This is a genomic window from Nocardiopsis ganjiahuensis DSM 45031 (assembly GCF_000341085.1).
Lineage (GTDB): Bacteria > Actinomycetota > Actinomycetes > Streptosporangiales > Streptosporangiaceae > Nocardiopsis > Nocardiopsis ganjiahuensis.
In genome coordinates this window covers 21016-38542 of record NZ_ANBA01000033.1, presented here as the reverse complement: position 1 = coordinate 38542, position 17527 = coordinate 21016, and the positions used below count along the sequence as shown (strand labels likewise).

Annotated in this window: 14 protein-coding genes and 1 tRNA gene; 4 read left to right on the top strand and 11 right to left on the bottom strand. The window is 70.4% G+C overall.

Annotation, left to right across the window (positions count from 1 at the left end):
• Positions 1-50: 50 nt before the first annotated feature.
• Both D458_RS0131485 and D458_RS0131480 read right to left on the bottom strand, forming a co-directional pair.
• The gene (locus D458_RS0131485) at positions 51-701 is read right to left on the bottom strand and encodes a hypothetical protein (RefSeq protein ID WP_152521301.1); all 651 of its coding nucleotides are present in this window, start codon (positions 699-701) and stop codon (positions 51-53) included.
• 109 nt (positions 702-810) lie between these two features.
• A complete protein-coding gene (locus tag D458_RS0131480; protein WP_017590700.1) occupies positions 811-2178 on the bottom strand; it encodes a cystathionine beta-synthase in 1368 nt (455 codons plus the stop codon).
• Between the two features lie 453 nt (positions 2179-2631).
• On the opposite strand from D458_RS0131480, the gene D458_RS0131475 reads away from it, so the two are divergent.
• From D458_RS0131475 to D458_RS0131465, 3 genes are all read left to right on the top strand, one after another.
• Positions 2632-3702 (top strand): SGNH/GDSL hydrolase family protein, encoded by a 1071-nt coding sequence (locus tag D458_RS0131475; protein WP_017590699.1) that lies wholly within the window; start codon positions 2632-2634, stop codon positions 3700-3702.
• 58 nt (positions 3703-3760) lie between these two features.
• A complete protein-coding gene (locus D458_RS0131470) occupies positions 3761-4981 on the top strand; it encodes an acetyl-CoA C-acetyltransferase (protein ID WP_017590698.1) in 1221 nt (406 codons plus the stop codon).
• Between the two features lie 307 nt (positions 4982-5288).
• Positions 5289-5540, top strand: a complete 252-nt coding sequence (locus D458_RS0131465) for a DUF4287 domain-containing protein (RefSeq protein ID WP_017590697.1) — start codon at positions 5289-5291, stop codon at positions 5538-5540.
• Positions 5541-5682: 142 nt separating this feature from the next.
• Here the strand turns inward: D458_RS0131465 and D458_RS0131460 are convergent, their stop codons facing one another.
• From D458_RS0131460 to pruA, 3 genes are all read right to left on the bottom strand, one after another.
• On the bottom strand, positions 5683-6615 hold the full coding sequence (locus D458_RS0131460; RefSeq protein WP_017590696.1) for a Bax inhibitor-1/YccA family protein: 933 nt from the start codon (positions 6613-6615) through the stop codon (positions 5683-5685).
• A gap of 308 nt (positions 6616-6923) precedes the next feature.
• Entirely contained in the window at positions 6924-7850 is a 927-nt protein-coding gene (locus D458_RS0131455) for a proline dehydrogenase family protein (protein WP_026119866.1), read from the bottom strand.
• 199 nt (positions 7851-8049) lie between these two features.
• Positions 8050-9675: an L-glutamate gamma-semialdehyde dehydrogenase gene (gene pruA, locus D458_RS0131450; protein WP_017590694.1), complete on the bottom strand. Its 1626-nt coding sequence runs from the start codon at positions 9673-9675 to the stop codon at positions 8050-8052.
• Between the two features lie 221 nt (positions 9676-9896).
• Here pruA and D458_RS0131445 point away from each other — a divergent pair, with 221 nt between their 5' ends.
• Entirely contained in the window at positions 9897-11717 is a 1821-nt protein-coding gene (locus D458_RS0131445) for a PucR family transcriptional regulator (RefSeq protein WP_026119865.1), read from the top strand.
• Between the two features lie 110 nt (positions 11718-11827).
• Here the strand turns inward: D458_RS0131445 and D458_RS0131440 are convergent.
• From D458_RS0131440 to eno, 6 genes are all read right to left on the bottom strand, one after another.
• A tRNA-Leu gene (locus D458_RS0131440) sits at positions 11828-11901 on the bottom strand.
• A 136-nt stretch (positions 11902-12037) separates the two neighbouring features.
• Complete coding sequence (locus D458_RS0131435; RefSeq protein WP_017590692.1) at positions 12038-13414, bottom strand: NAD(P)/FAD-dependent oxidoreductase; 1377 nt, start codon at positions 13412-13414, stop codon at positions 12038-12040.
• Between the two features lie 525 nt (positions 13415-13939).
• Positions 13940-14932 carry a Ppx/GppA phosphatase family protein gene (locus D458_RS0131430; RefSeq protein WP_017590691.1) on the bottom strand — a complete coding sequence of 331 codons (993 nt, stop codon included), beginning with the start codon at positions 14930-14932 and terminating at the stop codon, positions 13940-13942.
• Positions 14929-15513, bottom strand: coding sequence for a DUF501 domain-containing protein (locus D458_RS0131425; protein WP_017590690.1), 585 nt, complete (start codon positions 15511-15513; stop codon positions 14929-14931). Before D458_RS0131425 ends, D458_RS0131430 begins: the two co-directional genes overlap by 4 nt.
• A 74-nt stretch (positions 15514-15587) precedes the next feature.
• Positions 15588-15962, bottom strand: coding sequence for an FtsB family cell division protein (locus D458_RS0131420; protein WP_017590689.1), 375 nt, complete (start codon positions 15960-15962; stop codon positions 15588-15590).
• A gap of 162 nt (positions 15963-16124) precedes the next feature.
• A complete protein-coding gene (gene eno / locus D458_RS0131410; protein ID WP_017590687.1) occupies positions 16125-17408 on the bottom strand; it encodes a phosphopyruvate hydratase in 1284 nt (427 codons plus the stop codon).
• Positions 17409-17527: the final 119 nt, after the last annotated feature.

Here is a 17527-nt window from a genome sequence, read left to right as displayed (position 1 = left end):
CGCCGGGCGAACCCGGACGCGGGCAGCGGCGGCTCGCCTCGGGTGTCGGATCAGTCGACGGCGACGGTGACGGCATCGAGGAGGTCGGCCGCCCACGCGTGCCCGTACCCCTCCTCACCCGTCTCGTCGCAGGTGAGAACAGTGGTCAGCGCGTCGTCTCCGTACCAATGGGCACCTTGGAACCGGGGTGTTCCCACGCTGCCCGCGATGCTGGTCTCCACCCGGATCATCGTGAACTCCAGCGCATCGCCACCGGGATGGGTCCTGACCTCCACGGGGTCGGCGCTCTCCACGGACTCCAGTTCGACACCGTCGTTCTCGACGAGCCGCTCCAGGGCGCCCTCGAGGTAACTCCGCACGTCACCGCCCTCGGCTTCGACCTCCGCCGCGGCCCCTTCCCAGTGGAAGAAGCTCAGCGCGCAGTCGGGGTCGTCCTCGCGGCGGAACCTGACGCCGTTCTCCCGGCCCTCTTCCGTCGGAGACCAGCCCTCGATCTCCGCGGGGAAGCGCCAGGCGACATCGGAACCCTCCGGCGCGAGGATGTGGGACTCCCCGTCCGGTCCCGCCTCTTCCTCCTCTGCCGGGCCGCTGTCGGTGACCGCCTCCTCCGGGGCAGGCGCGTCGGCGCCCGGTCCTCCGCAACCGGACAGGACGAGGGGACCGAGCAGGAGGAGGACCAGGGGGTTTCGAGCACTTCGCATGAAAAGGCGCATTCACCACATGCTTCCAGAACGCTCCGCTCACCGGGAAAGGCCACCGGTGGGAGGCCCGGGCGGCACCTCTGGCGGCGCCGCCCGGGAGGGGGTTCGATCAGCCTGACAGGTGGGCCAGCAGGTCCTGCCTGGTGAGAATGCCCACCGGCTTGCCGTCTCGCAGCACGACCAGCGCGCCGGAGGTGCGCAGCAGGCGCACGCAGTCGCTGACCGGGGTACCGGTGCCGACGGTGGAGAGCGGCTTGCCCATGTGGGTCTCCACGAGGTCGTCCAGCTCGGCGCGGCCGTCGAAGAGGGCGTCCAGCAGGTCGCGCTCGGCGATGGAGCCGACGACCTCGGCCGCCATGACCGGGGGCTCCTCCTTCATGACGGGCAGCTGTGAGACGCCGTACTCGCGCATGATCGCCACGGCGGTGCCGACGGTCTCGTCGGGGTGGCTGTGCACGAAGTCGGGCATCTCGCCCTCCTTGGCCTCCAGGACCTGGCCGGCGGTGGCCTCCTCGGTCTCGGTGGCCAGGAAGCCGTAGTCGGCCATCCACTCGTCGTTGAAGATCTTGCCGAGGTAGCCGCGGCCGCCGTCGGGCAGCAGGACGACGATGACGTCGTCCGGGCCGGCGTCCTGGGCCACGCGCAGGGCCGCCTCGACCGCCAGACCGCAGGAACCGCCCACCAGCAGGCCCTCCTCCTTGGCCAGACGGCGGGTCATGAGGAACGAGTCCTTGTCGCTGACCGCCACGATGTCGTCGCAGATCGCCGTGTCGTAGGTGCCGGGCCAGATGTCCTCGCCCACGCCCTCGACCAGGTACGGGCGGCCGCTGCCGCCCGAGTACACCGAACCCTCGGGGTCGGCGCCGATGACCTGCACACTGCCCTTGGAGGCTTCCTTGAGGTACCGGCCGGTGCCGCTGATGGTGCCGCCGGTGCCGATGCCGGCCACGAAGTGGGTGATCCGGCCCTCGGTCTGGTCCCAGATCTCCGGGCCCGTGGAGTGGTAGTGCGAGTCCGGGTTGTTCTCGTTCTCGTACTGGTTGGGCTTCCACGCCCCGGGGGTCTCGGCCGCCAGGCGGTCGGAGACCGAGTAGTAGGAGTCGGGGTGCTCGGGCGCGACCGTGGTCGGGCAGACCACGACCTCGGCACCGTAGGCGCGCAGCACCGACAGCTTGTCCGGTCCGACCTTGTCCGGGCAGACGAACACGCAGCGGTAGCCCTTCTCCTGCGCGACGAGGGCCAGACCGATACCGGTGTTGCCGGAGGTCGGTTCGACGATCGTGCCGCCGGGCTTGAGCGCTCCGCTCTTCTCCGCGGCCTCGACCATGCGCAGCGCGATGCGGTCCTTCACGGATCCGCCCGGGTTGAAGTACTCGACCTTCGCCAGGATCGTCGGGGCCAACCCCTCGGAGACCTTCCGAAGACGGACCAACGGGGTGTCCCCGACCAGGTCGATCAGTGAGTCGTGTACCCGCAACTTTGCTCCTTTGCATCGTGGCGACCGGGTCTTCGGCCCGCCGGTGTCGCTCCCCCGGTGGCGCCCGAGGCTGGAGGGACCGGTCCGGTCCCCCACATCCTGACTCTAACCTCACCAACCAGCGCCTTCGGCGCGCCTGTCGGCGGTGCGGGCCGAAGGTCCGGGCCCCGTCCCCGGCCGTTCCGCCTTCCCGTCGCCGAGACGTCGGGCCGCCGCCGTCAGGTGCGGTTGCCTCCCCGCCCCGGCGGTCCGGTTTCGCTGTCTCCGGGGCGCGGATTGTGTGCCGCCGGGGTACGTGACCCCGCCCCTGCCCGCCGGTAACGTCGATGTGGAGTGTTCCGCGGGCGCCTCGGGTGGCCACGAGCCCGGAGGCGCCCGGAGGGCACGACCCACACCGGCCCGCCCGGGAGAGCCCGCCCGGGGCAGGCCGGTCCGATGCTTCGGGGAGTACCGATGCTGCGAGCCGCACGAGCACGACGCATCGCCGCCGCCACCGCGTTCGGTGGCGGCGGACTCACGCTCGTGGGCGGGGGCACCGTCGCCCTGCTCTACCTCCAGGCACGTCTGGCCAAGAACGCGATCGGCCACACGCAGTGGAAGCGGCCCCGGGCCAACGGGACCTACGGTGACGGCAGCGGCCCTCCCCTGCGCCTGCTGATGCTCGGCGACTCCACGGCCGCGGGGTTCGCGGTGGCCGAGTCCCGGCAGACCCCCGGGGCGCACCTGGCCGCCGGGATCGCCGCCGCGGCGGACCGTCCGGTGTGGCTGCGCTGCACGGCCGGTCCCGGTGCCACCTCCGCCGACCTGGAGTCGCAGGTCGAGCGGGCCGAGGCCCGTGTGCCGGAGAAGCGCTACGACCTGGCGGTGGTCTTCATCGGCGCGAACGACGTCATCCGCCGCGTCCGCCCCAACGACGCCGTGTCCGCGCTGCGGGACGTCACACGCGAACTCGTCGGTCTGGGCACCCCCGTGGTCGTAGCCACCTGCCCCGACCTGGGCACGGTCCGCCCCATCGGCTGGCCGCTGCGCTCGGTGGCCCGGCGCGCCTCCCGGCAGCTGGCGGCGGCGCAGACCATCGCGGTCACGGAGGCGGGCGGGCGCACCGTCTCGCTGAGCGACGTCCTTGCCGATGATTTTCGGTCCGATCCACTTTCCATGTTTGGGCCCGACCAATTCCATCCGTCAGCTCGCGGGTACGCCCAGGCCGCGTTCGTCGTCCTGCCCTCCGCCTGCGCCGCCCTGGGGCTGCTCCCGGAGATCGACGAGGGCGAGCGGACCGAGGGCGTCCTGCCCGTCGACCGCGCCGCCGTGGTGGCCGCCGAGACCCCGGGTACGGAGGTCTCGCGAGCCGCTGACCAGGAACCGGACGGCTCCCCGGGCAGTTGGACCGCACGCGTCCGGGGGCCCTTCCGCCTCCGCGGCACACCCCGGCCCACACCCCCGGAGACCGCTCCCGGACCGGAGGGGCGCGAGGACGCGCCAAGGCCGACCCCGGGTGGCGCCGGAGAGCGCCGGACGGGTTAACTGGTCAGTAACAAGTCTTGCCGTGACCCGAACCGTGATCCGAACGAGGACGAAGAACATGCCCGAAGCAGTCATCGTCGCCACCGCGCGCTCCCCGATCGGCCGAGCCTTCAAGGGCTCCCTGAAGGACCTGCGCCCGGACGACCTGGCCACCCAGATCGTCAGCGCCGCCCTGGCCAAGGTCCCCGAGCTCGACCCGAAGAGCATCGACGACCTCATGCTCGGCTGCGGTCTTCCCGGCGGCGACCAGGGCTTCAACATGGCCCGCATCGTCGCCGTGCAGCTCGGTCTCGACACCGTCCCGGGCACCACCGTCACCCGGTACTGCTCCTCCTCCCTCCAGACCACCCGGATGGCCTACCACGCCATCAAGGCGGGCGAGGGCGACGTGTTCGTCTCCGCGGGTGTGGAGACCGTCAGCCGCTTCGTCAACGGCAGCAGCGACAACCCGCAGAACGAGAACCCGCTCTTCGCCGACGCCAAGGCGCGCACCGAGAAGCGCAAGGAGGGCGGCCAGGGCGTCTGGACCGACCCGCGCGAGGCCGGGAACCTGCCCGACGCCTACATCGAGATGGGCCAGACCGCGGAGAACGTCGCCGAGATCACCGGCGTCTCCCGTGAGCGCCAGGACGAGTTCGCCGTCCGCTCGCAGAACCTCGCCGAGAAGTCGCTCGACAACGGTTTCTGGGAGCGCGAGATCTCCCCGGTGACCCTGCCCGACGGCACCGTGGTCAGCACCGACGACGGCATCCGCCGCGGCACGACCTACGAGAAGGTCTCCCAGCTCAAGCCGGTGTTCCGCCCCGACGGCACCGTCACCGCGGGCAACGCCTGTCCGCTGAACGACGGCGCCTCCGCGCTGGTCATCATGAGCGACACCAAGGCCAAGCAGCTGGGCATCACCCCGCTGGCCCGGATCGTGTCCACCGGTGTGACCGGCCTGAGCCCCGAGATCATGGGCCTGGGCCCGGTCGAGGCCTCCAAGCAGGCCCTGGCCCGCGCCAACATGGCGATCGGCGACATCGACCTCGCCGAGATCAACGAGGCCTTCGCCGCCCAGGTGCTGCCCTCCGCCGACCAGCTGGGCATCGACATCGACAGCCGGCTGAACGTCAACGGCGGCGCCATCGCCATCGGCCACCCGTTCGGCAGCACCGGCGCCCGCATCACCGGCACGCTGATCAACGGCCTCCAGTTCCACGACAAGACCTTCGGTCTGGAGACCATGTGCGTCGGCGGTGGCCAGGGCATGGCCGCCGTCTTCGAGCGCCTGAGCTGATCCGCTCCCCCGCGCGGTCACGCGGGACAGCAGGCAGGGAAGGGGTTCCGGGCTTCGGTCCGGGGCCCCTTCCGCCGTACCGGAACCCGATTCCGAGTACTTTGCGGACAGTGCCCCCTTCTGCCTGGATCCGCCGGAACACGCGTAGGCGAGCCCGATAGCACCCGGAGTTCGGCTACAGGAGTCGATCAGGGAAACGTTCTCGCACCGGCAAGGTAAAAGCTGGTGGCCGGGACTTGTCCGAACCGTGATCCTGATGCAGGGTCGCAGGTAAGTGCCACATGCCTAACGCACTGCGGAGGTGCCTATGTCGGTAACCCACTCGCCGGAGATCCACGCAAAGCTCATCGAACGCATCCCGGTCGTGACCGGCCGAGGACTCCACGAGTGGTTCGACTCGCTCGACAAGGGACCGGGCCTCGTGCGCCCCACGGACCGGTCGCACTGGCTCGCTGACGAGTACGACCTCACCCACGGCTACGCCCAGGCCATCGTCACCGAGTACGACCGTCGCCGCAGGAACCGCTCCATCCCGGCGCCGCGCCGAGAGACCGCCTGACACACCCCGACCCCGCGTGGCCGCCCACCGGGTACGCACCGAGCACGGCGAAGGGGCCGCCCCCGGGCTGAACCCGGGTGACGGCCCCTTGTCACGTCCTCACGCGAACGGTCGGGCGACGCGCGAGGGAACGACCGGTCCGCTAGTCCGCGAACATCGTCTTGATGATCCAGAGCAGGCGCAGGATCTCGATGTACAGCCAGACCAGGGAGACGGTCAGGCCGAAGGCGAACTGCCAGGCGAACTTGTTCGGGATGCCGGCGTTGACGCCCTCCTCGATGCCGCGGAACTCGATGGCGAGGGTCAGGGCGGCCAGGACGACGAACACGATGCCGACGCCCAGGCCCAGCCAGGTGGGCTCACGCAGACCCATGCCGCCGGCGATGAAGAAGCTGAGCACGAAGTTGACCAGCATCAGGGCGGCGGCGCCGAGGACGGCGTAGCTGACGGCCTTGACGAAGCCGTCGGTCACCTTGATGATCCGGTACTTGTACAGCGCCAGCATCACGCCGAAGACCGCGACGGTGCCGATCACGGCCTGCGAGACCAGGGAGGTGCCCGCCGAGGGGTCGCCCATCTGCACCGAGAGCATGCTGCCGAGGAAGGCCGAGAGGCCGCCGACGAGCAGGCCCTCGAGGGCCGCGTAGGACAGGATCGCGATCGGGTTGGTGATCTGCTTGAACGCGATCACCAGGCCCAGGACGAGCCCGCCGATCATGCCGAGGAACATGAGGCCCACGCCGAGGGCGGGGTTGCTCATGAAGAGGAAGTAGTTGATGACACCGAAGAGCGCGACGGCACCCAGGGTCATACCCGTGCGCACGACGACGTCGTCGATGGTCATCGGCTGGTCGCCCGCAGCCTGCTGGGGGTAACCCTGCTGGGGGTAACCCTGCTGGGGGTAACCCTGTTGCGGGTAGCCCTGCTGGGGGTAGGGCTGCTGCGGGTACGGCTGTCCGTAACCCTGCTGCCCGTAGCCCTGCTGACCGTAACCGGGCTGCCCGTAGCCCTGCTGGGGCCCGGACTGCTGCTGAAGCGCCCGCTTGAGGACGGGGTTGGAACTCCGCATCCGCATGTCTAGTAATGGCCTTTCACGCGTGGATTGCTGCCCACAAGGTAACGTACGGCTCTGGCCACGGGTTCCTGGGCGAGGTCACCGTTGCGAAACGGCTTCGGATTCACCCTGGGCACGCCCATCCACAATGGCGCGGATCACATTGTCCGGCACTCTGTGTGCATTCTCCGAACACGGAAAGGGCCCGCACCCGTGTCACCGGTGCGGACCCGTCCTGACCGGTCATCGCGGTCGCGCCCCACTGCTGAGAAGTCTCTTTCTCCGAGAACGCTCCTCCGTGTCCGTGAATCCCGAACCGCTGATCCGCCTCAGTTGCGGGTCACCAGGGAACGCGCGAGGAACAGCATGTTGGCCGGACGCTCCGCCAGACGGCGCATGTAGTAGCCGTACCACTCGTCGCCGTAGGGGACGTAGACGCGCATGCGCTTGCCCTCGGCGGCCAGGCGGACCTGCTCGCCGTCCCGGATGCCGTACAGCATCTGGTACTCGTAGTCGTCCGCGCCGCGGCCGTGGGCGGCGGCCAGCTCACCGGCGATGGTGACCATGCGCGGGTCGTGGGAGGCGACCATCGGGTAGCCGTCGCCCGCCATGAGGATCTTCAGCGCGCGCACGTAGGCCTTGTCCACCTCGTGCTTGTCGCGGAAGGCCACGGACTCGGGCTCGTCGTAGGCGCCCTTGCACAGGCGCACACGCGAACCGGCGCCGCTGAGGTCGCGGCAGTCGGCCTCGGTGCGGCGCAGGTAGGCCTGGAGCACCGCGCCCACGAACGGGAAGTCCTCGCGCAGTTCGCGCAGGACGCCCAGCGTGGAGTCGGTGGTGGTGTGGTCCTCCATGTCGAGGGTCACCGTGGTGCCGACCGCCTTGGCGGCCTCGGCGATCCTGCGCGCGTTGTCCAGCGCGATCTTCTCGCCGTCCGCGTTCAGGAACTGGCCGACGGCGGAGAGCTTGACCGACACCTCGGCCCGGTCGCCCAGGCCGGCCTCGCCCAGCGCGGCGAGCAGGTCCTGGTAGGCGGTCACCGTGTTCGTGGCCTGGGACAGGTCCGTGGTGTCCTCACCGAGGAAGTCCAGGGTGATGTAGCGGTCCTGGGCCAGCTCGTGGACGGCGGGCAGGGCCTCTTCCATGGTGGAGCCCGCGACGAAGCGGGTGACCATGGCCCGGGTCATGGGAGTGCGCTCGACGATCGTGCGGCAGGTCGCGGACCTGGCGGCGAGCAACAGGGGTTTACGAAGCATGGTGACCTCGAAGAAGACGTGCGCGAGCCGGTGGGCTGGCGCGGACGGTGAGCGCGGACGGTGTGCCGACCGCACGGTGGGTTCCTCGGGGGGACGACGGGCCCCGCCCCGGTGGCTCACGCGTCGCGAGCCACCGGCAGGCGGGCCCCGGGTGACGGCGGACCCCCCTCAGGACGGAGGAGGGGTACGCCGTCGGCGACTACCCCTGGTGGGGGTAGGAGGAGACCGTCGGCGCGACGAACGTCTCCTTGATGGCGCGCGGGCTGGCCCAACGGGACAGGTTCTGGGCGGAACCGGCCTTGTCGTTGGTGCCGGAGGCGCGGCCACCGCCGAAGGGCTGCTGACCGACGATGGAGCCGGTCGGGCGGTCGTTGATGTAGAAGTTGCCGGCGGTGAAGCGCAGGGCCTCGGTCGCCTTGGCCACCGCGGCGCGGTCGTTGGCCAGGATGGCGCCGGTCAGCGCGTAGGCGGAGCCCTCGTCGACGATCTTGAGGACCGACTCGAAGTCGTCGTCCTCGTAGACGTGGACGGCGATGATCGGACCGAAGTACTCCGTGCGGAACACGTCGTTGGTCGGGTCCGTGCCCTCGATGACGGTCGGACGCACGAAGTAGCCGACCGAGTCGTCGGCGGTGCCGCCGGCGATGATCTCCAGGGTCGGGTCGGACTTGGCGTCCTCCAGGACCTTGGCCAGCTTGTCGAAGGAGCGGCGGTCGATGACGGCGCCGATGAAGTTCGACAGGTCCGTGACGTCGCCCATGGTCAGGGCCTCGACCTCGGCGACCAGGTCGTCGCGCATCTTCTCCCACACCGAGCGGGCGACGAAGGCGCGCGAGGCGGCGGAGCACTTCTGGCCCTGGTACTCGAAGGCGCCGCGCACGATGGCGGTGCGCAGGATCTCCGGGTCGGCGGAGGAGTGGGCGACGATGAAGTCCTTGCCACCGGTCTCGCCCACGATGCGCGGGTAGGAGCGGTAGTTGGAGATGTTCTCGCCGACGCTCTTCCACAGGTGCTGGAAGGTCTTGGTGGAACCGGTGAAGTGCACACCGGCCAGCTCGGGGTCGTTCAGAGCGATGTCCGAGACGGCCAGGCCGTCACCGGTGACCATGTTGATGACGCCCGGGGGCATCCCGGCCTCCTCCAGGAGGCGCATGGTCAGCTCGGCGGCGAACTGCTGGGTCGGGGAAGGCTTCCACACGACCACGTTGCCCATCAGGGCCGGAGCGGTGGGCAGGTTGCCCGCGATGGCGGTGAAGTTGAAGGGGGTGATCGCGTAGACGAACCCCTCCAGCGGGCGCTGCTCCATGCGGTTCCACACGCCGGGCACGCTCAGGGGCTGCTGCTCCATGAGCTGGCGGGCGTAGGCGACGTTGAAGCGCCAGAAGTCGATGAGCTCACAGGCCGCGTCGATCTCCGCCTGCTGGGCGGTCTTCGACTGGCCGAGCATGGTGGCCGCGTTGATGGTGGCGCGCCAGGGGCCGGCGAGCAGCTCGGCGGCGCGGAGGATGATCGCGGCGCGGTCGTCGAAGGACAGGGCGCGCCAGGCGGGGGCGGCGGCCTTCGCGGCGGCGATGGCGTCGCGGGCGTCCTGGTGGGTGGCGTTGCGCATGGTGCCGAGGACGGCCGCGTGGTTGTGCGGCTGGACGGCGTCGATCGGGTCGCCGCCGCCCATCCGGCTCTCGCCGTTGATGCGCATCGGCAGGTCGATGCTCTCGCGGCCGAGCTCCTCGAGCTTGGCGACGAGCTCGGCGCGCTCGGCGCTCCCGGGCGCGTAGGTGAGAACGGGTTCGTTCACCGGCTGCGGGACGTTGGTCACGGCGTCCATGGGCACCTCCCTGGAAAGAATGTCCCTGAACGAGCAGGGTTGGGCTGATTCAACGGTCTCAGAACGTGGACGTCCACACCTTGTGGGCCGGGCCACTCTTTACCGGCCTTATTTGTTCACCAGGACAAACCAAGGAACACCCAGGCGCGCACACCCCGGCGCCGGGCCCTCGCCGCTCCAGTAGTGTCAGTCCCCGGACCCGACCGGTGAGGAACGACATCATGCCTGGTCAACCAGGAACAACCACTGAAGAGAGCGCGGGGCTCCCCCTCCGCAGGCTCCTGCTGGCCCTCGGCGATCCCATCGTGGACGTCGCGGCCGCCCCGGACGGACTTGATGTCCAGGTGGACAACGTCGTCATCATCGACCCCGAGGACCGGGTCGAGGCCCGCGAGGGGGACCTGGTCCTGCTCATCGGCGTGCGCGGCGGCGCCGCCCGGCGGCTGGTGCGCGTGCTGGCCGGGCAGGGCGCGACGGCGGTCGCGGTCAAGGCCGGCGGGCACCACTCCCCCGTGGAGGAGACGATCCCGCCCTCCGGCGAGCACCGGAGCCGCTCCTCCCGCTCCGGTGCCGCCGACGAGCTCCGGACGCTGCGTGCCGAGGCGCAGGAGAGCGGGGTGGCGCTGCTGGCGGTCCGGCCCGAGGTGCGCTGGGACCAGCTGCAGTCGGTGTGCCAGAGCATCGTGGACGACGCCCGGCTGACCGCCTCCGAGGACCTGGGCGAGGCCACCGGCGACCTGTTCTCCATGGCCCAGACCATCGCCCAGCTCACCGGCGGCCTGGTGAGCATCGAGGACTCCGCCAGCCGGGTGCTGGCCTATTCCAGCGGCGCCGAGGTGGACGAGCTGCGGCGTCTGTCGGTGCTCGGCCGCCAGGGCCCCGAGTCCTACCTGGCGCTGCTGCGGGAGTGGGGCGTGTTCACCAAGCTGCGCGCGGGCGAGGAGGTGGTGCGGATCGAGGAGCATCCCGAACTCGGCATCCGCCGCCGGCTCGCGGTCGGCATCCACGCCGGGCGCCGGCCCCTGGGCGCCATCTGGGTGCAGGAGGGCTCCCAGCCGCTGGCCCGGCACGCCGAGGAGGCCCTGCTCGGGGCCGCCCGCACCACCGCGCTCCAGATGATCCGCCAGCGCACCCAGACCAGCGCCGGACTGCGGCTACGCGAGGACCTGCTGTCCAGCCTGTTGGAGGGGCGGATCGACGCGAGTGCGCTGGCCGACACCGTCGAGGTGCACACGGAGCGGGCCGCGCTGGTGGTCGCCTTCTCCCTGAGCCAGCCCGCGGGCGGGGGCCCGGCCGGAGGCTCCGGCGGGGGTCCGGGAGGGGGATCGGAGGCTCCGGAGCCGGAGGGTTCCGAAGCCGGGGAGCGCCCGGACCGGCCGGTGCGCGAGCTGCGCCGCCGCCAGCTCATCGACCTGGTGTCCGTGCACACCGCCGCCTACCGGCGCAGTTCCCTGGTCACCGAACTGGGCGGCCGGGTCTACGTGCTGCTGCCGGACCTGGCCCGCGCCCCGGGCGGGGACGGATGGCGCGGGGTGGAGCAGTCCGTGCTGGCGCTGACCCGCAAGACCGTTGAGGCGGCCCGCGCGGCGCTCGGACTGCGGGTGCAGGCGGCCGTGGGTTCGCTGGTCGAGCGGTTGGGCGACGTGCCCGAGTCCCGGGCCGAGGCCGACCGGGTCCTGGACGCCATGGGCCGCGACCTGGACGGCGGCACCGACTGGGAGGTGGCGACCATCTCCGACGTGCGCTCCCGGGTGCTGATCAGCGAGACCCTCGCACACCTGCGCGCCGACCCGTCTCTGCGCGACCCCCGGGTGAGCCGTCTGATCGAGCACGACCAGGCGGGCGGCGCCGACCTCGTGCACTCGCTGCTGGCCTACCTCGAGACCTTCGGTGACGCGCGGGCCGCGGCCGAACGGCTGCACATCCACCCGAACACGCTCCGCTACCGGGTCCGCCGCGCGGCGGCCGTCAGCGGCATCGACCTGAACGACCCGGGAGAACGGCTGTTCACCCAGCTCCAACTGCTCATGGAGCAGCACTGATCCTGAGGGGACGGTCCTGAGCCGAGACGTCCCCGGGTTGAAGATCCACTGCCCCGGCCGGGGCCACGGGCACCACGGCGGTCTTCCGGGAACCGGAACGGCGAACTGAGTACCCCCGGTCGGACTCGAACCGACACTTGTGACCCTTTTAGGGGGCCTGCCTCTTCCATTGGGCTACGAGGGCGTGCCCATCATACCGGCCGGACCGATTGCCCACTTTGGATCGGCTTGGCCGGATGGGGACACAAAACGACCGGCTTCCGCAGGAAACCGGTCGTTTCGGGTGTATCTGTCGGGCGCGGTGGGCGACTCGCCCGGGGTCAGCTGACCCGGCGCAGGCGGCCGTCCTCGACCTGCGGCTGGCTGGCCTCCTCGAAGGCCTGGCGCGGCTCGGCCATCTCCGGGAGCGCGGCGAAGTCGCGGCGCAGGAAGAAGGCGAGCGTCCAGTCCGAGAGGACCCGCAGCTTGCGGTTGAAGGTGGGCACCGCGAGCAGGTGGTAGGAGCGGTGGGCGTACCAGGCGAGGCGGCCGTTCAGCTTGATCTTGCCGAACAGCTGGGCCGCGCCCTTGTGCACGCCGAGCCCGGCGACCGCGCCGAGGTTCTTGTGCTGGTAGGCCTTGAGCTTGCCGTTGCGCAGCGTCGCGATGATGTTGTCGGCGAGCACCGGCGCCTGGCGGACCGCGTTCTGGGCGTTGGGCGGGTAGTAGCCGCCGTTGCCGTCGGGCACCTGGGCGTTGTCGCCGCCGGCGAAGACGTTGTCCGTGCCGTTGACGGTGAGGTACTCGCTGGTGTCGACGTGGCCCTTGGGGCCCAGCGGCAGGTCGCTGGCGGAGACGACCGGGCTGGGCTTGACGCCCGCGGTCCACACCAGGGTTCCCGCGTCGAACTCGGCGCCGTCGCTGAGCTTGATGCGCTGGTCGGTGGCGGACTCGAGGAAGGTCTTGAGCCGCACGTCGATGCCGCGCCGGCGGAGCTGGTTCAGCGCCTTGCCGCCGACCTCCGGGCCGACCTCGGGCAGGATCTTGTCCGCGGCCTCGATGAGGTAGAAGTTCACGTCGTCGAGGTCGATCGAGGGGTAGATGCGGACCGCGTCGCGGACCATGTCCTCCAGCTCGGCGATAGCCTCGGCGCCCGCGAACCCGCCGCCGACGAACACGAAGTTGAGCGCCTTGGCGCGCACGTCCTTGTCGTTGGTGGAGTCCGCGATGGTCAGCTGGTTGAGCACGTGGTTGCGCAGGTAGGCCGCCTCTTCGACGGTCTTGATGCCGATGCCCCACTCGGCCAGGCCCGGGATGGGCAGGGTGCGCGAGACCGCGCCGGCCGCCATCACGAGGTAGTCGTAGCGGAGGGTCTCGGGCTCACCGACGTTGGGCTCGTAGCGGACCGTGTTGTCGGCGTGGTCGATGCGCACGACGCGGCCGCCCAGCACGCGGACGCGGTCGAAGACCTTCCGCAGCGGGACCACGACGTTGCGCGGCGAGATGTTGCCGGCGGCCGTCTCGGGCAGGAACGGCTGGTAGGTCATGTAGGAGTTCGGGTCGATGACGGTGATGCGGGCTTCACCGGACCCGAGCTTCTTCTCCAGCCGCCTCGCGGTGTACATCCCGAGGTAACCGCCGCCGACGATGAGGATGTGCGGGATCTCCGCCTCGTCCCCGCCGCCGTGTACCAGCCGGTAGTTCCTGCTCTCGGTCATCGCATTTCCGCCCTAACGGTTAATCTGTGGCGCCCTTGCCTCAAGGGCCGCGAAGGCTGTCACGGTCTTCGGTTCCCCCGCGCCGGGTGGCGCCGGGTCCTGGGAGCCGTGGTTCTTACCCCGACTGAAGGTTGCTTGTGCATTCTTTCACAAGCACCTACCGACAGAGAAGGTTCACATCCGCCCACCTTCGGACCATTCCGACGTGCACACCAGTGACGTTTTCGCAGGTCAGATGGGTTGTGAATGCTTTCACAAGGGTCTTGCGGGTGACGCGTCTCACCCGAGGTCCCTGGTCGGACCCTCCAGAAGGCCCCTCCGGGATGCCCGGAGTTCCCTTTCCAAGAGGTTAAGCAACGATGAGCACCGTATTACTCCAGTTCACCGGGTTCCCTTCGCCTCACTCGGGCGCGCCCGGGATCACCCGGTTCCGTCGGGCTCACTCGGGCGCGCTCGGGCTCGGCCGGGCCTCCCGGCTCGTGTGGAGTCGCGCGGGCTCGTTCCGGAGCCCCGGACCGCCCCGGATCACTCCGGCGCGATGAGGCTCCACGCGACACCGTCGAGGATGTCGTGCTCGCTGGCGGTGAAGTGGTCCGCGCCGGTGCGCGCGAGCACGCGGGAGAGCACCAGGGCGCCCGCCCCGATCACGTCCACCCGGCCCGGGTGCATCACACCGATCTCGGCCCGGTCCGCGTGCCGCGAGGCCAGCAGGTCCCGCGTGATCCGGTCCAGGTCCGCGGCGGACACCCGCGTGTGGTGGATGCGCTCGGAGTCGTACTCGGGCAGGTCGAGCGCGATCCCGGCGACCGTGGTCGCGGTCCCGGCCACACACACCACCGAACCGGCCTCCCGCAGCGGGACGACCTTCTCCACCTCGTCCAGGGCGGCGTCGATGTCGGCCGTGGCCGCCTCGACCTGCTCCTGCGTGGGCGGGTCGTCGCGCAGGTGGCGCTCGGTCATGCGCACGCAGCCCACGTTCACCGACAGGGCCGCGCGCACCAGGTCCTCGTCCTCGTCCAGGCCGCCCAGCACGAACTCCGTGGAGCCGCCGCCGATGTCGACCACCAGGAACGGCGGAGTGAAGTCCCCGCTGGCCTCACCGTCGGCCGCCTCGGCCTCCAGCTCGGCCGTGGCGCCCACGAAGGACAGCTCTGCCTCGTCCAGGCCGGTGACCACCTCGGGCTCCACGCCCAGGATCTCGCGGACACCGTCCACGAACTCCTGGCGGTTGCTCGCGTCCCGGGTCGCGCTGGTCGCGACCATGCGCACCCCGTCCGGACCCAGTTCGATCCCGTGCGCCTCGATCGCCTCGGCGTAGCCGCGCAGCGCCTCGAAGGTCCGTTCCAGGGCCTCGGGCGCGAACGCGCCGGTCTCGTCGACGCCCTCGCCCAGCCGCACGATCTCCATGCGCCGGTCGACGTCGACGACCTGTACCTCGTCACCGTCCAGGAAGACGATGTCGGCGATCAGCAGCCTGATCGAGTTGGTTCCGCAGTCGATCCCCGCGACACCGCTCATGAAGCGTCCGTCCCCTCAACAGCTTCGGAGGTGTTCTCGTCAACGCACACACACGGGCCCTTGGCCCACCACTCGGGGAGCTCGGCCAGCGCCTCGGCGCCGAACGGGTTGGTCCCCGGCGCGGCCAGCTCGTGGCCGACCAGCGCGTGCAGGCACTTGACCCGGGTCGGCATGCCCCCGGTGCTCTGCATACCCTCGGGCAGCGGCTCCAGACCGTCGGCGCGCGCCTGTTCGGCCCGCTCGTCCAGGTAGGACTCGTGGGCCCTGGTGTAGGCCGCCCGGAGCTCCGGGTCCTCACCCAGGCGCTCCTGCATCTGGCGCATCCGGCCCTCGTTCTCCATCCGGCCGATCGCCGAGGCGGCGCGCGGGCACGTCAGGTAGTACAGGGTCGGGAACGGTGTGCCGTCCTCCAGGCGGGGAGCGGTCTTCACCACGTCGGGAAGGCCGCAGGGGCAGCGGTGCGCGACGGCACGGACCCCGCGCGGCTGGCGGCCCAACTGGAGTTCGATCGCGGCCAGGTCCTGCTCGGAGGCGGGACCGCCGTCGGTGTGCCCCGGAACGGGCGGATCTACGGAAGTCATGACCAACCCAGCATAGTTGCAGTGAACGGCCTCAGCGCCCGTCGTCCACAGGCTGCGTACAGGCGAGGAAACCCTCAGAGCCCGTCGTCGGGGTCGGGGCTGTCGGCCTCCTCGACCGAACGCCACAGCTGTGTGAACCACGGCTCGGTGGGCTCGGCCGGATCCGTCTCGGCCTCCGACTCGGAGTCGGGGCGGATGACGATGTAGGCGGTCTCGTCCGGGTACTGGAAGTGGAGCCGGGCGCGCGCCTCGCGCTCCACGTAATCCGCCTCGCTCAGCGCCTCCTCGCGCTCCTGGAGCTCGGCGACGTTCTCCTCCATGCGGGCGCGCTCGTCCTGCAGCTGCGCGATCTGGGACCGCTGTATGACGTACTCGCGCAGCGGATAGGCCAGGCTCAGCGCGATCACGCAGACGACCAGGGCGAGGATGGCCGCCCTGCTGGTGAGCATGGGCCGCACCCTGGAGGTGCGGCCCACACCGGAGCCCTTCGCGCCCGCCTTGACGGCGCCCTTGGCGCCGCCCCGGGCAGCGGCCTTCGCAGGCCTGTCGGCTTTGTTCGCCTTCTCGGCCTTTGTGGGCGGCTGCTTGGTTTCGCGGGACACTGGGGCAGACTAGCCGCGCTCGGCGAACCTCGGGAAGGCCGACACGCCCGCGTACACGGCGGCGTCGTCCAGTTCCTCCTCGATGCGCAGCAGCTGGTTGTACTTGGCGACCCGCTCGCTGCGCGCCGGGGCACCGGTCTTGATCTGCCCGGCGTTGGTGGCCACCGCGATGTCGGCGATGGTGGTGTCCTCGGTCTCACCGGAACGGTGGCTGATCATCGCCGTGTAACCGCTGCGCTGGGCGAGGGAGACCGCGTCCAGCGTCTCGGTGAGGGTGCCGATCTGGTTGACCTTCACCAGGAGCGAGTTGGCGGTGTCGGCGAGGATGCCGCGCTGGAGCCGCTCCGGGTTGGTGACGAACAGGTCGTCGCCGACCAGCTGGACCTTGTGGCCGAGCTGCTCGGTGAGGGTCTTCCAGCCGTCCCAGTCCTCCTCGTCGAGGGGGTCCTCGATGGAGACCAGCGGGTAGGCGTCGACGAGCTCCGCGTAGTAGGCGGCCATCTCCTCGGCCGTGCGGGACTGGCCCTCGAAGGTGTACACACCGTCGGAGAACAGCTCGCTGGCGGCCACGTCCAGGGCCAGGGCGATGTCGGTGCCGACCTTGTAACCGGCCTTCTCGATCGCCTCGACGATCAGGTCCAGGGCGGCGCGGTTGCTGTCCAGGTTGGGGGCGAAGCCGCCCTCGTCGCCGACGCCGGTGCCCAGGCCGTGCGCCTTCAGGACCGACTTCAGGGAGTGGTAGACCTCGGTGCCCCAGCGCACGGCCTCCGAGAAGGTCGGGGCGCCGATGGGGGCGACCATGAACTCCTGGATGTCGACGTTGCTGTCGGCGTGCGCGCCGCCGTTGAGGATGTTCATCATCGGCACGGGCAGGACGTGCGCGTTGGGACCGCCGATGTAGCGGAACAGCGGCAGCCCGGCCTCCTCGGCGGCGGCCTTGGCCACGGCCAGGGAGGTGCCCAGGATGGCGTTGGCGCCGATCCGGGACTTGTCCGGGGTACCGTCCAGGTCGATGAGCGCGCGGTCGATGATGCGCTGCTCGTCGGGTGTGTGGCCGAGCAGCTCGTCGGCGATCTCGTCGTTGACGGCGGTGACGGCCTTGCTCACGCCCTTGCCGCCGTAGCGCTCGCCGCCGTCACGCAGCTCGACCGCCTCGAACTTGCCGGTGGAGGCTCCGCTGGGGACACCCGCACGGGTGATGGTCCCGTCGTCGAGCAGAACCTCGACCTCGACTGTCGGGTTGCCCCGGGAGTCAAGGATCTCCCGCGCCTGTACTGACTCGATGGACGCCACGATCTCTCCGTCTCTTCGGTGTCTGGGCCCACACTTCCGGGCCCGGACACGAGACTAGCGACACTCGCTCCGTTCGGTGGAGCCCACCCTGCCGAATTGGTCTAGTCCATATCGGACAG

What these genes read in the sequence shown, in the direction of transcription:
- D458_RS0131485 (WP_152521301.1), bottom strand. Translation starts at nt 701, where the DNA reads ATGCGAAGTGCTCGAAACCCCCTGGTCCTCCTCCTGCTCGGTCCCCTC.
- D458_RS0131475 (WP_017590699.1), top strand. Translation starts at nt 2,632, where the DNA reads ATGCTGCGAGCCGCACGAGCACGACGCATCGCCGCCGCCACCGCGTTC.
- D458_RS0131470 (WP_017590698.1), top strand. Translation starts at nt 3,761, where the DNA reads ATGCCCGAAGCAGTCATCGTCGCCACCGCGCGCTCCCCGATCGGCCGA.
- D458_RS0131465 (WP_017590697.1), top strand. Translation starts at nt 5,289, where the DNA reads ATGTCGGTAACCCACTCGCCGGAGATCCACGCAAAGCTCATCGAACGC.
- D458_RS0131460 (WP_017590696.1), bottom strand. Translation starts at nt 6,615, where the DNA reads ATGCGGATGCGGAGTTCCAACCCCGTCCTCAAGCGGGCGCTTCAGCAG.
- D458_RS0131455 (WP_026119866.1), bottom strand. Translation starts at nt 7,850, where the DNA reads ATGCTTCGTAAACCCCTGTTGCTCGCCGCCAGGTCCGCGACCTGCCGC.
- pruA (WP_017590694.1), bottom strand. Translation starts at nt 9,675, where the DNA reads ATGGACGCCGTGACCAACGTCCCGCAGCCGGTGAACGAACCCGTTCTC.
- D458_RS0131445 (WP_026119865.1), top strand. Translation starts at nt 9,897, where the DNA reads ATGCCTGGTCAACCAGGAACAACCACTGAAGAGAGCGCGGGGCTCCCC.
- D458_RS0131435 (WP_017590692.1), bottom strand. Translation starts at nt 13,414, where the DNA reads ATGACCGAGAGCAGGAACTACCGGCTGGTACACGGCGGCGGGGACGAG.
- D458_RS0131430 (WP_017590691.1), bottom strand. Translation starts at nt 14,932, where the DNA reads ATGAGCGGTGTCGCGGGGATCGACTGCGGAACCAACTCGATCAGGCTG.
- D458_RS0131425 (WP_017590690.1), bottom strand. Translation starts at nt 15,513, where the DNA reads ATGACTTCCGTAGATCCGCCCGTTCCGGGGCACACCGACGGCGGTCCC.
- D458_RS0131420 (WP_017590689.1), bottom strand. Translation starts at nt 15,962, where the DNA reads ATGCTCACCAGCAGGGCGGCCATCCTCGCCCTGGTCGTCTGCGTGATC.